Here is a 16,474-nt window from a genome sequence, read left to right as displayed (position 1 = left end):
CGTTAATTTAGATGATGGGGATTCTGCAATAGTGGAATCCCCATTTCTTTTTTACATTTAAACAAAAAAACGGCTAGCATTTCTACTAACCGTTCCTAACAACTATACTAACTAACTTATTTGTTTAAAGAATTGATCCAGCCGGCAATTTTTAAAGCTTCTGCTTTGGTTACCTGCGGCATTGGAGGCATTTCTGTTGAGTAACCCGGCCAGTTTTGTGGTTGTGGGTTATGGATCAACTGAAATATTTTTTCTGGTGAATATTTACGTTTAGCAATTTCTGCAAAGGGTGGCCCAATCTGTCTTTTGGTTGGGTTGTGGCAGGCCAGGCAAGTATTTTTAGTCAAAAGACCCTCTACTTCTTTGTAGGTAGGTGCTTTTGCTGCTGTAGTAGCCGGTTTAGCCTCAGTTGCAGCTGCTCCTTTGGCCTCTGGTGCTTTACCGGTTGTTGCTTTCGGTATGGCCGTTTTCTTTACAGGTGCAGCTGGTGTTGCTGCAGAGTTTTTAGTGCTTACTTCGCTGGAAGAGAGTTTATTTCCGTCAGGAATCTGATTTAAGGTATAATAGGCTACCGGATGAATCAGAGAGTAAAAACCATCCTGCGAACGAACACCATCGAGGGTTAAGGTATGGATATAATACTGACGGAGATTAGAAACGATAATCCTTGCTTTTAAGCCATCAGCCGAAACTTTAACACCAGAGATTTTTAGTTTCTCGGTATTTACCGGAGGTGAACCATAAACCGGGTGGTATTTATAGATGAAGCTTTCTGCATTGTACGAAGCCAGGTCTTCTGCCGATTTACGATCAACAGGCATGGTAAATTCTACCTCGAAACCATCAGGCATTGCCCTAACCGCTTTCATTTCGAATGGGGTTTTGTTATTGTACACCAATCTTTCCAAACCTTCGTTGGCATCACCTGCCGATCCCCAGCCACGGTTGGTTTCGCCCACGAATAATGATCCGTCAGTGCCCCATTCTAATCTTAACACACCTGAACGGAAACCTTTACGGAAAAGGAAGGCTGCGCCTTGTTCTTCACCTTTTACGGTTTCCATAAAAATCCTCGAGATGATACTCATTCCCTGATCGCCAACCAAAATCTGACCGGCAAACGGCCCGAATGTATTGGCAGGAATTTTAACCGGTTCTGCTGATGAGATGCCCAAAATACCGTAAGGCAACCAAACTGAAGGTAAACGCAGCTCAGGGAATACCTTTTTCATTTCGAATAAGGTTTTGAAAGTTTCGTTCACCCTGTTTTCCGGTTTAATGTACCGGCCTTGTTCGTTTTTAATACGACGCTCGTCCATTTGTGAATAGAAGAAATCGGATTGTAATTTAACAGGAGAATTCGGAAGGTTTGTCCACCTTAAACTTGCCGGGTGTCCCATAAAATCGCCTTTGTTTACTTTCCACAAACCGCCTGATCCTACCCAGTCGCCCTGGTTTTCAGTGTAATAAAATTTTCCGTCGATACTACCAATACCGGCAGGAGAACGGAAACCCGCAGCATAAGGACTCATTTTACCATCTTCGGTAATGTTCATGGCCCAACCACGCATGGGTACACGGCTTTCTGCACGCCACCATTCTTCATCGCCGAAGGCAACGTTTGCGGTAACCATAAAGGTACCATCAGGCATTAATTTAGGTCCGAAACTATATTCGTGATAGTGACCGCTTAAAGGCCATGCATAAACGGTTTCGTACACATCGGCTTTGCCATCCTGATCTTTATCTACCAGTTTGGTTAATTCGCCACGTTGTGCCACGTACAATGCCCCGTTTTTATAGGCAATACCTAAAATTTCGTGCAGTCCGTAAGCAAATCTGCGCCAGTAAGGTTTGGTACTCGTGGGGTTTTCTACAATAAACACTTCTCCTCTACGGGTAGAAATGGCTAAATCGCCGTTTGGCATGGTAATTAAACCACCAACTTCTAAAATCGGTCCTTCTGGTACGCGTACTTTATTTATTTTGAAAAAATCTTCTTCTTTCGGGGTTTCCTGTGCAAAAACTGTAGAAAAGCTAAAACTTAATGCCAGTATTGCTAATTTTTTGAATGTATTTCTCATTGTCATCACAATTAAAACAAAATGGTATAATTTAACCTGGTTCCGATGGCTGCAATTATTTCCCATTTGCCATCAATATTTCTAATAATAGGTTTTGCGGTACCTTCACCAAGCTGTATATAATATGCTTTATCATCAATTAAATACAAACCTTTGCCAGCTTCTTCAATGTTAGAAGCAGTAGCCAATAAGAAATATAAGTCTTTTGATGGTTTATTAATAGTAATCTCTCTGGTTAAACCTTGTCCATTTTCCATTACTTTAATCGCATCGGTAACCTGAGCTCCGTTGATGATGTATTTAAACTCCGGACGGTCTTGTTTATCCATTATATAACCTTTGGTTCTGAAGCCAGTACCTGCGGTATCGGCAATCCAGGCCGCCTGATCGTTTGCTAATTTCGCAATGGCCAAAACCGGTTTTTTGGTAAAACGCGTAATACTGCCCAACGGACGTGAAGTTCCGTTTCCGCGACCATCCCACATCGGGGTAGCATCAACAAAATTACCATGCCAGCCTTGTAATAAGGTTCCGTTATCCAAATCGTAGCTATAAGCTGTTTTTTCTGGTCCACCTACCGAAATGGCGTGTACCGAACGTACACCCGGAACCACATCAACAAAACTTCTGATCATGTTATTGCTTGCTGCTTCGATATAAATCGGATCAGCACCGCCTCTTTGGTCTGATTTAGGAATATCAGATAATTCGGTGATTGAGATATTTTTAAAAGCAACCGAACCGTGGTCGCCCTGTAAACGTAACGGGCCTTTTGCTTTTTCAGCACCTGCTGCACCTCTTGTTGCACCAAAAAGCTCCACATTTTCGTGGATCAATACACCATTTAATTCTACGCCGATGATTTTTGCATTTTGTGTTTTTGTTCCTGAAGCATCAAATTTAGGTGCCTGGAAAATAATTTTAATGTGCTGCCATAAACCAGGCGCTTTACTTGCATTCTGACGGGGAGCAACACCACCAAAACCTTTATCGGCTTCAGGTTTGCTGTCGTCCCAGCGTTGGTAAATGCCGCCATTGTTTGATGAAGTAGCATTTTTTAAACCCCAGGCATCATCGATCTGGATTTCGTAATTGCCCTGAAGATAAATACCAGAATTGGTTCCTTTGGCGGTTAAATAATCTAGTTCTACGGCTACATCGCCATATTCGTTTACCGTATATAAATCGGCACCGGCTTTTTTTGCGGTTGATTGGTTTACTAATATACCTTCGCCTTTAGTTGTTTTTAAAACATTTTCGGCATTAAGATCGGCCACCACATTTTGAGCAAGCGACCATGAATTTGAAGGATTTTTAAAGGCAGAAAGATCTTTGAGATCGATACGCTGACCAAATGCCAGCAGGGTTCCGCAAAGCCAGATGATGGCTGTAAACCCCGTCTTAGAGACGTTGATGTTCATATATTTGGTTTTTTAGTTTAGCCCTTTTGGGGACTAAGGTTTTCCTTAAATATCAGGCTGTATCATCATAACAAATTTGATTCTTCCTTCGATGGGCTCTGGATGACAAATCTATTTATATGATACAGCCTTAATTGTTTTTCTATTTTTCTGTTGATAACGAGTAAGGGAAATCAGCAGGGTTTGTACCTCTTGTTTTGTTTGGCGTTGCGGTCATGTTAAAATCTAACACCGCACCCTTTTGCAAACCACTGTGGCTGATCCAGTTTTTTGAATAAGGTTTACCATTCATTTGCAAGGTTTGCACGTAACGGTTGTTATCGCTATTAGCTGGTGCATTGATGACAACAGTTTTACCGTTTTCTAAAGTAATGGTTACCTTTTTAAACAACGGTGCGCCTAAAACATACTGATCAACTGCTGGTGTTACCGGGTAGAAACCCATTGCCGAGAAAACATACCAGGCAGAAGTTTGCCCGTTATCTTCATCACCGCAATAACCATCAGGTGTAGCTTTGTACATCCTGTTCATGGTTTCGCGTACCCAATATTGTGTTTTGTACGGAGCACCGCCATAATTGTACAGGTAAATCATGTGCTGGATAGGTTGATTACCATGCGCATACTGGCCCATGTTGGCAATCTGCATTTCGCGGATTTCGTGAATTACACCACCGTAAGCACTTTCGTCGAATACCGGAGGCATAGAGAAAACTGAATCGAGTTTGGTTACAAATTTATCATGTCCGCCCATTAATTTGGCTAAACCATCAACATCCTGAAAAACCGACCAGGTGTAGTGCCAGCTGTTCCCTTCGGTAAATGCACCGCCCCATTTAAACGGACTGAACGGGCTTTGGAAAGTTCCATCCTGGTTTTTACCACGCATTAAGCCAGAAGCCGGATCGAAAAGATTTTTGTAGTTCATGGCTCTTTTCTTGTAGATCTCGATTTCTGATGCCGGTTTGCCTAAAGCCCTACCCAATTTGTAGATGGTGAAGTCATCATAAGAATATTCTAAAGTTTTAGCTGCATTTTCGTTCTTTTTTACATCGAAAGGCACATAACCCAATTCGTTGTAATATTTAACGCCATCGCGGCCAACTGCTTCCATCGGACCTTCGTTATTGGCACCATGTTTTACCGCCTGCCATAAAGTTTCGATGTCGTAACCACGCATTCCTTTAATATAAGCATCAGAAACTACTGAAGCAGAGTTGTTACCCACCATAATGTTGGCATAACCCGGACTGCTCCATTCTGGCAACCAACCACCTTCTTTGTAGTCGTTAATTAACCCTTGTTGCATTTCTTTGTTAATAGAAGGATAAACCAGGTTTAAGAAAGGGTATAATGCCCTGAAAGTATCCCAGAAACCGGTACCGGCGAACATGTAGCCCGGTAAAACCTGACCATTGTAAGGACTCCAGTGTACAATTTGGTTTTGTGCATCAACTTCGTACAATTTGTTCGGGAAGAACAAGGTACGGTACATGGCCGAATAAAAAGTGCGGGCCTGATCGATGGTACCACCTTCAACCGAAATTTTGCTTAACGTTTTGTTCCAGGTTGCCCTGCCTTTTGCTTTTGTAGCATCGAAACCATCGCTAGCCAGTTCTCTTTTTAAGTTAAGATCGGCCTGTTCGAAACTGATAAAAGAAGAAGCCACTTTTGCAATTACCTGCTCGCCTTTTTGTGTAGCGAAACCAATAACAGCACCAGCGTGATCTACAGTCAGTTCTAAATCTTTATCATTTAATTTTTTATCATCCCAGGTTTTGGCCAGTTTAAAATCTTTATTGAAATAAATTACAAAATAGTTTTTGAAGTTTTTAGGCAACGGACCACGGGCATATTTAGTGGTATAACCAATGATTTTTCTTTCAGCCGGAATGATTTTAATGTACGATCCTCTGTTCTGGGCATCTACAACTACGTAAGAACTATCGGTTTTAGGGAAAGTAAACCTGAATTGAGCAGCTCTTTCGGTAGGGGTAATTTCGGTGGTTACATCAGCATCTGCCAAATAAACACTGTAATAATATGGTTTAGATACCTCTGCTTTGTGGCTGAACCAGCTTGCACGGTCGTCATCAGTAAATCTTAATTTTCCGGTTACGGGCATAATTGAAAAAGCGCCGTAATCGTTCATCCATGGAGATGGCTGGTGGGTTTGTTTAAATCCCCGGATTTTATCGGCTTCATAAGTATATGCCCACCCATCGCCGCTTTTGCCGGTCTGTGGTGTCCACATGTTCATTCCCCATGGCAAGCCGATTGCCGGATAGGTATTTCCATTAGATAATGACGGTTTGGAGGCTGTTCCCATTAACGGGTTTATCCAATCTACCGGATCTGTTACCTTACCTATTGTTTGTGCAAAGCTGGTTGTTGCTGCAAAACCCAGTAAGGCGATAAATAATCGTTTCATTTGTTGTGTTTGTGTTTTTTATATGGGAATAATTATTTTTTAAACTTGCGAATTTTTAACGTAATCTGCCCAAAGTGCATCTAAATCTTTACCGGTTAATTTGGTCCAGATTTCTTTGGTATATGTATGGTCTCTTAAAGAAGCATCAACGGCTTTAATGGTACCTGGTTTTACATCTTTTTCTATCCAGGCAAAAAATGCAGCAGTAATGCGGTAACTGTTTTTATAAGAATGATCTGGTTTTAGCGCTGGTAACGCCCATTTGGCACCGGCATTATCAACGCCGAATTTATAGCGGGCATAATCGGCAATACCTTCGGTTAACCAACCCGGACCAACACTGCGGCCGTAATCCTGTACGATGTGCATTACTTCGTGGGTAACTACATCAATATCTTCGGGGTGTTTTACCATCCACATCGAACTAAAGGTTACTTTACCATCAGCGGTTGCAGCTACACCCTTATAAGCCGTATCTACAAAAAACTTTACTTCTTTAATGGTAGACGGATTGTATTCTTTTGCCAGTTTTGGATAAACTTCGAAAAAGGTTTTGATCAGCCGCTTTTTAAGTTGCGGATCAAGTTCTTTGAAGTTGCTTTCGAACGATAAGGTATAACCGCTCTTTTTAGTGATTTCCTGCGCTTTCAACTGCACTGATAAGGCCGAAACAAGCATCACGAAAACCGAAAGAATAGATATTTTTTTCATTTATTATGGGATATTAGTGTTTTGGTTAGCGTTTAATTCTGCAAATTAATTATTTTATGTAAAACGTTTTAGTAAATGATCAAAAATTTTACTTTAGTGATGGTTATTTTTACAAAATGGGCTTAAAAAGCTATCGTCATTTCGAGCGGAGTGCAACGAAGTCGAGAAATCTATCTCCAGATAGATCTCTCCGCTACACTGCATTTCGGTCGAGATGACGACTACCCGTTAAGAGAAGTCAAGTTTTTACGTGCATATTGCCAATCAAACTTGACTTCTCTATTATTTTTTACTACTATAAGTCAGGGTTACTTTTTGTGGTTCTTTACCATAATCTGCCCAAAGCTGATCGAGGGTTTTTCCGGTTAAGGTTTCCCACGATTGTGCGGTGTATTGATGTGCCCTTAATTGCTGATCCAATGTGGCAATTAATCCCGGTTTTACGTTTTGCTCTAACCAGGCAAAAAAGCGGGCAGTAATGCGGTAACTGTTAGTATAATTCTGTTTTTCGTTATAAGCCGGCAGACTCCATTTCGAGCCTACATTATCTACCCCATATTTATAACGAACATAATCGGCAATGCCTTCTGTTAACCAAACCGGACCAGCGCTGTAACCATAACCCTGAACAATGTGCATGGTTTCGTGTGTAACCACATCAATATCGGTTGGGTGGGCTTTCATATAACCCGCGCTGAACAAAATCCTGTTTCCACTGGCTTCTGCCACGGCTTTATAAGCAGTATCAACAACGAATAAAACATTGTGAGTAGATTTATCGTTAAATGTTTTTACCAGAGTTGGATAGATTTCGAAATAGGTAGAAATTAAGTTTTTTCTCACCTCAGGATCCAAATTCGGGTCTTTGCTGATGAAAGTTAAACTGTATCCTTTACGTTTTTCCTTACTGTATGATACCCAGTTTTTGGAAAGTGCGGTAAATAATTCTTTCTCAATTTTCTTTTGAGATTTGTTTTTAACCCATTCGCTGTTCACTTTAATTTCACCGGCTTTGGCTTTAATTGTAGGTGTTTCATCGGTTACAAAATCCAGCACCACATTTCTTTTCGTTCTGTAACCATCTGCCTGAGCAAAACCCGGATACACATTAAAAAAAGCGGCTTCCAGTTTATGATCTACCGTTGCATTTGTTGCGCTGTCTTTATCGTTAATAGTTAGCTTATACCCTCTTTCCCTGTTCTGCGCATAAGCAGCTGTTGTTAAAAATGATAGCAATGTGAGGATTAAAAATTTGTTGTTCATTGTTTTATTTGTGTGTTTATGATAAAAAAAGGAAAGATCCAGGTGTATATCCTGAATCTTTCGCTTAAATAAATTTAGTAGTTAATGTTAGGAAAATCGGATTTCGCTTTGGCCAGCATTGGTGCCCAGTCTGCACCTTTTTCGTCTTTCGGTCCGAAAGCGCTTAATGCCAATGGGGCCAGGTCTGCTTTGGCTGCGCCGCTCCAGAAATGGATAAACTCGCCAAAATTCATTTTCCGAGTATATTGCTGGTAACTTTTGCCCTGTACAGTAATAGCCTGTTTAGGGAATTGCTGAGACAAAAGGGTAAAGAAGCCATTTAATACTTTTGTTTTGCCATAGTTTTCGTAAACTGGTAAAAACCAGTTTTTAAACCATTGTGTACCTGCTCTTGGATAACTATCGGTTGTGGTCATCATTTTAGCCGACCAGCGTTGTGCATCAGCAGTTCTGTTTAACCCCAGATACACATCGTATTGATAGATTTCCATCCATTTACTGTCGTGCCAGATATCAAAAGCCGGAGATTCTTTTATACCTTTCGATGCTCCTTCTACAATATGGCCAATTTCGTGGGTCGATAAATCAATGTCGTTATCTACCCCGGTTACCCATGCATTTAAATCATTAGAACCGCAATCGGTTACATTTCTGTAATCATGACCGGCATCAAGATAGGTCCCCGGATGACCACCGCCGTATTTACCTGCATGATAGATGACGAACAAGCGGCTATCATCTCCAAATTTACCATAGGCTTTTTTGGTGTAATTCCAGGCTTCGGCCATATAGGTTTTTGGCCAAACAATGGTGGGTTTAACATCGCCGTCATAATAAACCACTACGCTGGTATCGTACGCTACACGATTAAGTAATTGCACATGTTCGAACCAATGCTCTTTCCAGGTTTTAGGTGGTGCATCAGGCGGATCTACAGTTTCTACAAGCGGAGGGGCCGGTTTTACGGTTTCAACAGGTTCTTTTTTACTATTGCAAGCAATTAGTACAAACACTGCAATGGCTGATAATGGGAAAATATTTTTCATAGTTTTTCATATTAGTGGGCTCAAAAAAAGCACCAGGTGAAATACCCGGTGCTTTTTTTATTTTACCAACCTGTATTTTGTACAATTACAGGCACCTTTTGAACTTCGCCATTAGGTATAGGCCATAAGTAATGTTTCTTTTGGAAAACCCTGTTTTCGGTAACCACAGGTGTGAAAAATCCAGGTGCATTTTGAGAAATATTTAATCCCCTGATCTGCGTATCGGTAGTTTCGGCAATTTTCCATTCCCTGGTGTAGAAATAACGATCTAACTCAAAAGCAAGTTCTACACGTCTTTCTTTACGAATAGCTTCTTTCATATCTGTCGGCACGGCGATTCCACCGCTTCCGTAAACAGGAATACCAGCTCTGGTACGAATTTTATTAAGATAAATTAAAATGTCCGGGTCTGAAGGATTTGATTCCTGCAAAGCTTCAATATAATCCAAGTAAATCTCAGCCAATCTGATTACACTGAATGTTGGTCTACCTGTATTTCTACCAGAAACACCCATGTGTTTTCTCGGCGTGTAACCTGTTTTGGTATAATCGGTATTTGAGATATTTGATTTACCTGCATTACCATTAAACTCAAAGCTGGTAATAATAGTTGATTGCGGATTGATCCATCTACGACCTGAGTAGGTAATATTTGTGTAAAAACGAGGTTCACGGTTTACGAACATATTGCTGATTATTCTGGCTGTACCCTGATCATTCTGATCTGGTGCCTGATAAGCTGAAGTTCCTGAAGCGCTATAACCAGGATCATCCTGAATAGACAAGCCGTTTACCGTAAAAAATGCATCAACCATTTGTTGCGAAGCAGACAAGAACGAACCTCCCTTATCTGTATCTGGAGCACCAAGGTGATTCGGCGTCACTGAATATTGATAATTGGTAGCATCTCCGGTTCTGGCGAAAATTATCTCAGAATTCCAGGTTGCCAGCATTACATCTCTGGTAGCTATAAAAGCTCTGTTAAATGCTGTATTTGGCACACCAGCAGGCGTTGAACTTACCGTATATAATGTATAGCTGGCGTAGTTAGGGTTATTTAAGAACGCTTTAGCTGCTGTTGCAAGCCTGGTCCATTTTGCAACACTATAAGTTTGGTTGATCAATTGTTTACCATCTTTATTTTTAAGGCTCGCATAATCCGTATTCCCGTTAAATAATGGACGAGCTGCTGTTAATAAAGCTTTGATTTTATAAGCCTCGGCAACTGAACCGTTGATATGCCCATAGTCTTCTGCCGATTGTGGTGTTGCCGGCAAACCTTTAATTGAAGCGTCTAACTCGCTTACAATGTAATCGATACACTCATCCATAGAGTTACGTGGTTTACTGATTGCTTCGAGAGGCGCATCCGAAGCTATCGGATCGTTACCTAGCAAAACCACTGGCCCGTACTGTCTAACCAGGTAGTAATAATATATTGCTCTCAAGGCTCTTGCCTCATTATAATAACGGTTAACAAAGTCGATACCGCCAATATTACAATCTGTACATTTGGTTACATTAGCCATAAAAGCACTTGCAGACTGTATGCCACGGTAAAAATTTTGCCAGTGGTAGTTTACCTCACTTCTTGTAGCATCCCAGGCACCTGAGTTTACCACTTCACTAAAGTTAGGTAAAGTATAATCGGCCTCGTCTGATGCTGCTGTCCATGGGCCGATATTACCCGCCTGACTTGGAAAACGATCTTCAGTTTGACTTGGTATTGTGGCATAAATATTTGACAAAGCCCTATCAACGGTATTCTTTTTTTCATACACCTGATCAAATGTAAGCCTATCATCAGGTACCTGATTTAGAAATTTCTTACAGCCATAATTGCCAACAATCAGCAATGCCCCAACTGTGTATATAAATATTTTTTTCATCCTTTTAATTTTAAAAATTAGCGGTAAGACCTAAAGAGTAATTAGAGGTTAAAGGGTATCTGGTACCATTAGTGGTTTGTAGCTCAGGATCCCAAAGTTTAAATTTGCTAATGGTAAATACATTATAACCGGTTGCATAAATCCTTAAGCGTTTAACACCGATTGATTTAATTCCCTCTTTAAGCGTGTAACCTAAATCTGCATTTTTTAACCTCAAGAAGCTGATATCACGCTTCCACCAGGTACTTGCCTGATAGTTATTATTGTTGGTACCACCATAAGATAAGCGGGGATAAACTACATTTTGACTAGGATTTGTTACTGTCCAGCGATCTGCAGCTACTGCTAACATATTACCTAAACCACCTGAACTGGCAAACGATGGAATGTTAAGTAGTATATCTGCATTATCCTGTCCCTGAAAGAATAAACCAAAATCGAAGTTTTTGTATGTTAATGAAAAACCAAAACCATAAGTGGTACTTGGAACATCCCCTCTGCCGATTACTGTCTGATCGAATGAATCGATTTTACCATCGCCGTTTAAATCTTTATATTTAATATCACCTGGCATTAATGTACCAAACTGTGTCGGACTAGCATTAATTTCGGCCTGAGAATCAAATAATTTTTCAGCTACATAGCCAAAACGGGATAAAATATTTAAGCCTCTTTGCTCTAACCAGGGATAAGCTTTAGGCGCCTGGTCATTCTCGATTACTTTATCTTTGTTATATGTAAAGTTAGCCCTGAAATTAATCGATAAATCTTTACCCAACTGTGCATCGTATTGTAAAGTACCATCTATACCTTTATTTTCTACAACACCTAAATTACCGATTGGTGTATTGGCTAAACCAATGTAATTAGGAACAGTTCCTCTTGTTATAAACTGATTATTCCTTTTTTCAGTAAAAAAATCGACAATTAGTGAAAGATTATTGTTTAAGGTTTTCATCTCGAAACCTAAATCTTGTTTACGTGTTTCTGCCCAGGTTACATCTACACCATATGCTGTTACACCTAAACCACCTGTAGTTGTAGAGCCACCTGGTGTAATATTTCCGCTTTGACCCCAGGTATAACCTGCTGCATTTCCAACTTTTGTTAAGTAATAAAAACGATCACCTTCATTTTGTGCGTATCCGGCACCACTGCCACCACTACCCACAATACCATTCGAATAACGGAACTTAACCATTTGAATAGTATTTTTAAGAGGTTCGAAGAACTTTTCATTTGATAATAACCATCCCACACCTAGCGCCGGGAAGAAACCATATCGCTTATCGGGTGCAAAGTTTTCTGAACCGTTATAGCCCATGTTAAATTCAAAGAAATACCTGTTATCATAAGCATAAGTTGCTCTACTTGCAATCCCCTGCAATCTGTAGGGAAGAGAAAGCGTAAGGTTACCTGCAAAAGGATTTGAATTATCATTTTGGTTGTATAATAATAAACCACTTACGGCATGTTTCCCAAAGGTACGGTTGTAATTAACGGCAGCTTCAAAATATATCTTTTTGTCTCCACTATTGGTAATACCATAATTTAAGAAATCCTGACCTTGTAAAACCAGACCATACTTATAACCTGATGTAGGATCTCCAGCTTTGTTATACGGATCGTTAGGATTTATGCGATAAAGCGTTTCTCTTTTTTCTCTCGTTAGGGTATTTGAGTTATTAATATCGAAAGAAAACATTGAGGTAGCAGAAAGACCCGGTGTAAGCGCTTTTAAATCCTGAGTTAAGCGAAGATTGGAATATAATTGATTACTATATCCCTCCTTATATCCGTTCCTGGTAATATCGCCATATGGATTACGCTGATCTGATTGAGGACTAATTCCCGGCAAGCTGCCGTTTGGATATAAAATTGGAAACGAGGTAGGGTTAATCTGGAAAGCCTGAGAAAAAATATCCTGGGCATTATATTGACTTGGATAAGTCGTTTCTCCCAAAATACCTTTGATACCTAAATCCATCTTGGTTGTTCCGGTAATATCCCAGTTTAAATTGGCACTTACATTATAACGGCCATAATTTTGTTTCACTGCGGAATTAACTGCCTCTCCGGTTTTAAACAAACCATCTTCTCCATAATAGCCTAATGAAACATAATATTTGGCATTGCTTACACCTCCTGAAAGGTTAGCTGTAGCAGATCTGTTTCTACCAAAATCGTTATATATGGCATCAAACCAGTTTACATTAGGGTAAAGGATCGGATCGGTACCTGCAGCCGTTTTTTGAACGGCATCTATTGAATAAGCTGGCGAGAATGCTCCTGCTGCCCCACCTCGTAAATAATCAGAATATTTGGCCTCATTAGCTAAATTCATATAATCCACACCATCAATTAACTGCGGTCTTTTAGTGAAACGGCTCACCCCTTCATAATATTCCACATTGATTTTTGGCGTACCGATTTTCCCCTGCTTGGTATTGATCAGGATTACGCCGTTCGCACCACGGATACCATATACTGCAGTCGCAGCAGCATCCTTTAACACGGTAAAGTTCTCTACATCATAAACACTGATATCGTTTAAACTACGGTTAGGAACACCATCAATGATAACCAATGGCCCCCTGTCGTTAGCAGTTAATGACGATATACCACGGATAAAAATATCTGATCCTGTAGCACCCGGTTCTCCGTTTCTGGTTACATTTACCACCCCCGGAATCCGACCTGCCAAAAGCTGGCTCATGCTAGAAACAGGTTGTTTTAATTCATCAGCTTTTACCGATGATTGTGCTCCCACTAAACTTTCCTTTTTCTGCGTACCAAAACCTACAATAGCTACCTCCTGTAAATTGGCACCTACGGTTTCTTTTAAACGGATATCCAATACTGTTTGCGTACCCACAGGAATCTCTTTGGTATCATAACCAACATAAGTTATAACCAAAACTGTGTTTTGATCAGGAACAGTAATGGTAAATGCGCCGTTCGTATCTGCAGCTGCACTGGTAGAACTGCCTTTTACTTTGATACCTGCACCTGGTAAAGGCAAGCCTGCCTCATCTTTAATGATACCACGGATTACAATGTCGGCCCTGGTTTGGCTAACCGAAACCGAACTGTTTATATTAATAGCTGAAGCATTGGCTTTTGCATAAAAACCACTACTTAAGGCTACTGTAAAAGCAAGCGCCTTAAAAGCACAATCTTTAAGCCTGAGCCTGCCCCCAGTTAAATTTGTATTTTTTTTCATCATAAAATTTTTGTTGTTAACAGAAATACTGTTATTTGGTCTATTGATCAGTTGAAAATCTTATTGCCTGCCATACTAACCGGCAGAATAATCTTAATTTGTCTAGTAATAGCAAGAGTGATAAATTACTGTTGCTCCTCAGGCACTTCAATTACCCGCCACTCAGACAACTGGAACAAAGAGCCACCGTTATTTGCCGTAATGCCAAGTCTGTAGTACTTGTAAAGCACTTTGTTTTTGAAACTGTAGGTTTTGGTCATGTTACGGCCCGAAAATGTTTCACCTGTTCTGGTATCAAGATCTACCCAGGTGCTCCCATCTGTAGAACCGCTTAATTTCCAGTTTTTAGGATCCCTGTCTGGAGCATCACCGCCCGATGTTAAAGTATAGGATGCCACTTGTTGGGGTGAAGGAAAGGTTAATTGGATATAAAGGGCCGACTGATACGGATTGATCAGGAATTTTGTGTTGATGTCATTATCAACCACTTTTAGCGATCCTTCTCCTGCTGAAGCACCTCCGGAGTTTTCAAAGTTAACAGATACAACGGCCTTAGCGGTCACATCTACCTTTGCTTTCCAGGTAAAAAGATCCACTGCAGGGTACTCTTCTTTACCGCATCCCAGAAGTAAAGCTAACGCAAAGCAGAGCCCTGCGGCTTTCTTGGTCATTTTTAAAAGATTCATAATTGATTAATTTATAGTTTGTTGGTTATTAAAATGTGCAATATTTAGCCACATGATCAATGATAGATCAGGAATTGAATCTGTCTTTAAAGAAGCGCTAATTCTAAAATGTGTAGAAAATAATTAGTTCAGTACATTAACCCCTGTACAAATTAATTGGGAGTTAATAACGTAAACATCTGATTTACAGCAAAATGATTTTCAGTTACCTTTATCGTTAGCCTCTCTCGTATTACGAAAAGAATACTAATGGCGTGTAGACAGCCAGCGCTGGTTTGGGAAGTTTTTGGTCATGATTAGTTTGGTTGGTGTTTGATTAGTTTGTTGGTTTCCGCAGGGCAGAATGGGTATATCAGAATGTAAATTTTACTTCATTGAGTTTCTCCTCTTATTTCTGTATGAATGGTTAGTTACTTTTTGGTTAAACTAAAACGTTTTAGTTTTGTTTCGTAAAAAAAAGCCTTGATCGATGATCAACACTTGCTCTTGTATCAGCTCTATAAGAATACTTAAATAACTGAAGACTAAAACGTTTTATTAAGCAATAATAAGCATATTCTTAATAAATCAAGAATTATATATCTTTTTTTTGATGAAGAAATATTAAAAAATTCTCCTGCTGGTCATGTTTAAGAGAAAAATGAATGAAAATATCCTATAAAAAGGATCATTTTCTTAAAAAAAAAGAAAAAATGAAGATTAACCGCAGAATTACTTTATTAAAATTGCAATTCTGCGGTTATTTTTAAAGGGAATAAAAAATGTAAAACACTCTGGTAAAACACTTTAGATTAAACTTAAATCGCAACAACTGGCGGCGCCAATTAACGCAGCGTGCTCTTTAAGTTCCGAAATTTTAATACTGGTTTCTATGCAATTACCTTTAAGTGTAGAAATCAGTTCGGGTGCAAAAGCACTAAATGATTGTGCAATATTACCACCAACAATTACGGTATCTATTTTATGTTTTCTGATAATCGGAATTAGGAACTGGGCAAGGTTATAGCCAAACTCCATAAATACCCTGGTGGCAAAATGATCGGTTTCTACAATTTCGACCAGTTCTTTTACGCCATCTACCGTTTTACCGCTAAGTTGGTTAAAACGTTTTACGAACCAGCGCGTAGAAAGGTAATCTTCTGCAATTCCGTCTAAAAATTCGGAGTTCCAAAGGTCGGCATCAAAGGCTTTGTAGTTTAAACAAAGCGAAGATCCAAGCCCTGTTCCCAATGTTAATCCTAATACACTTGCATTTCCTTTAGCAGCACCGGCAAAAACCTCACCCTGTAAAAAGCCAGCGGCATCATTTATAAAGTGGATATTTTCTGCCGGGATATCTAAACGTTTGGCCAGTTCTTCTTTAACATTTACCTGATAAAGCGACTTAAACTTATCCTGATCTTTGATCAATGAAATCCCTTCGTTATAATTAAACGGTCCGGGCATGGCAATCCCCACATTCCGCGCACCGTTTTTAATGTTTTGAAAAGCTTTGCTGATAATATCGCACCATGCTGATAAAATCACTTCCTTATTCTCCTGTGAGTTCACAGGGCTACGCTTGATGGAATCCTTCACCAAAGTTCTTGTTTCCAAATCCACCAATGCGGCTGTAATATGCGAGCCGCCAATATCTACACCTAATGCAACAGGCTTTTCCATTCTATATCTATATTTCTGTTATTTTTACTAATTCTCATCAATGCGCCAAAAATAGCGA

At 39.9% G+C, this 16,474-nt stretch carries 10 protein-coding genes; all 10 read right to left on the bottom strand.

Annotation, left to right across the window (positions count from 1 at the left end; all coding sequences use genetic code 11):
- Window positions 1–116: 116 nt before the first annotated feature.
- The 10 genes from ABD769_RS18425 to ABD769_RS18380 all read right to left on the bottom strand — a co-directional run bounded on the left by ABD769_RS18425 (window position 117) and on the right by ABD769_RS18380 (window position 16,416).
- Window positions 117–2,084 carry a hypothetical protein gene (locus ABD769_RS18425; protein ID WP_344852832.1) on the bottom strand — a complete coding sequence of 656 codons (1,968 nt, stop codon included), beginning with the start codon at window positions 2,082–2,084 and terminating at the stop codon, window positions 117–119.
- Between the two features lie 11 nt (window positions 2,085–2,095).
- Complete coding sequence (locus ABD769_RS18420) at window positions 2,096–3,505, bottom strand: 3-keto-disaccharide hydrolase (RefSeq protein ID WP_344852831.1); 1,410 nt, start codon at window positions 3,503–3,505, stop codon at window positions 2,096–2,098.
- A 142-nt stretch (window positions 3,506–3,647) separates the two neighbouring features.
- Complete coding sequence (locus tag ABD769_RS18415; RefSeq protein WP_344852830.1) at window positions 3,648–5,936, bottom strand: GH92 family glycosyl hydrolase; 2,289 nt, start codon at window positions 5,934–5,936, stop codon at window positions 3,648–3,650.
- 39 nt (window positions 5,937–5,975) lie between these two features.
- A complete protein-coding gene (locus ABD769_RS18410) occupies window positions 5,976–6,647 on the bottom strand; it encodes a basic secretory protein-like protein (RefSeq protein ID WP_344852829.1) in 672 nt (223 codons plus the stop codon).
- A 282-nt stretch (window positions 6,648–6,929) separates the two neighbouring features.
- On the bottom strand, window positions 6,930–7,910 hold the full coding sequence (locus ABD769_RS18405; RefSeq protein WP_344852828.1) for a basic secretory protein-like protein: 981 nt from the start codon (window positions 7,908–7,910) through the stop codon (window positions 6,930–6,932).
- 74 nt (window positions 7,911–7,984) lie between these two features.
- A complete protein-coding gene (locus ABD769_RS18400) occupies window positions 7,985–8,956 on the bottom strand; it encodes a hypothetical protein (RefSeq protein ID WP_344852827.1) in 972 nt (323 codons plus the stop codon).
- A 62-nt stretch (window positions 8,957–9,018) separates the two neighbouring features.
- Window positions 9,019–10,845 (bottom strand): RagB/SusD family nutrient uptake outer membrane protein, encoded by a 1,827-nt coding sequence (locus tag ABD769_RS18395; RefSeq protein ID WP_344852826.1) that lies wholly within the window; start codon window positions 10,843–10,845, stop codon window positions 9,019–9,021.
- Between the two features lie 10 nt (window positions 10,846–10,855).
- On the bottom strand, window positions 10,856–14,071 hold the full coding sequence (locus ABD769_RS18390) for a SusC/RagA family TonB-linked outer membrane protein (protein ID WP_344852825.1): 3,216 nt from the start codon (window positions 14,069–14,071) through the stop codon (window positions 10,856–10,858).
- Between the two features lie 122 nt (window positions 14,072–14,193).
- Window positions 14,194–14,754, bottom strand: coding sequence for a discoidin domain-containing protein (locus ABD769_RS18385; RefSeq protein WP_344852824.1), 561 nt, complete (start codon window positions 14,752–14,754; stop codon window positions 14,194–14,196).
- Between the two features lie 786 nt (window positions 14,755–15,540).
- Complete coding sequence (locus ABD769_RS18380; RefSeq protein WP_344852823.1) at window positions 15,541–16,416, bottom strand: ROK family protein; 876 nt, start codon at window positions 16,414–16,416, stop codon at window positions 15,541–15,543.
- Window positions 16,417–16,474: the final 58 nt, after the last annotated feature.

The sequence above is a fragment of the Pedobacter jeongneungensis genome, assembly GCF_039538295.1.
Classification (GTDB): domain Bacteria; phylum Bacteroidota; class Bacteroidia; order Sphingobacteriales; family Sphingobacteriaceae; genus Pedobacter; species Pedobacter jeongneungensis.
The sequence above is the reverse complement of the archived record's forward strand: the minus strand, read 5'-3'. Positions and strand labels throughout refer to the sequence as shown.

Bases quoted from the DNA above. Each gene is read 5' to 3' on its own strand.
- ABD769_RS18395 (WP_344852826.1), bottom strand. From the start codon at position 10,845: ATGAAAAAAATATTTATATACACAGTTGGGGCATTGCTGATTGTTGGC.
- ABD769_RS18425 (WP_344852832.1), bottom strand. From the start codon at position 2,084: ATGAGAAATACATTCAAAAAATTAGCAATACTGGCATTAAGTTTTAGC.
- ABD769_RS18385 (WP_344852824.1), bottom strand. From the start codon at position 14,754: ATGAATCTTTTAAAAATGACCAAGAAAGCCGCAGGGCTCTGCTTTGCG.
- ABD769_RS18380 (WP_344852823.1), bottom strand. From the start codon at position 16,416: ATGGAAAAGCCTGTTGCATTAGGTGTAGATATTGGCGGCTCGCATATT.
- ABD769_RS18410 (WP_344852829.1), bottom strand. From the start codon at position 6,647: ATGAAAAAAATATCTATTCTTTCGGTTTTCGTGATGCTTGTTTCGGCC.
- ABD769_RS18405 (WP_344852828.1), bottom strand. From the start codon at position 7,910: ATGAACAACAAATTTTTAATCCTCACATTGCTATCATTTTTAACAACA.
- ABD769_RS18420 (WP_344852831.1), bottom strand. From the start codon at position 3,505: ATGAACATCAACGTCTCTAAGACGGGGTTTACAGCCATCATCTGGCTT.
- ABD769_RS18415 (WP_344852830.1), bottom strand. From the start codon at position 5,936: ATGAAACGATTATTTATCGCCTTACTGGGTTTTGCAGCAACAACCAGC.
- ABD769_RS18400 (WP_344852827.1), bottom strand. From the start codon at position 8,956: ATGAAAAATATTTTCCCATTATCAGCCATTGCAGTGTTTGTACTAATT.
- ABD769_RS18390 (WP_344852825.1), bottom strand. From the start codon at position 14,071: ATGATGAAAAAAAATACAAATTTAACTGGGGGCAGGCTCAGGCTTAAA.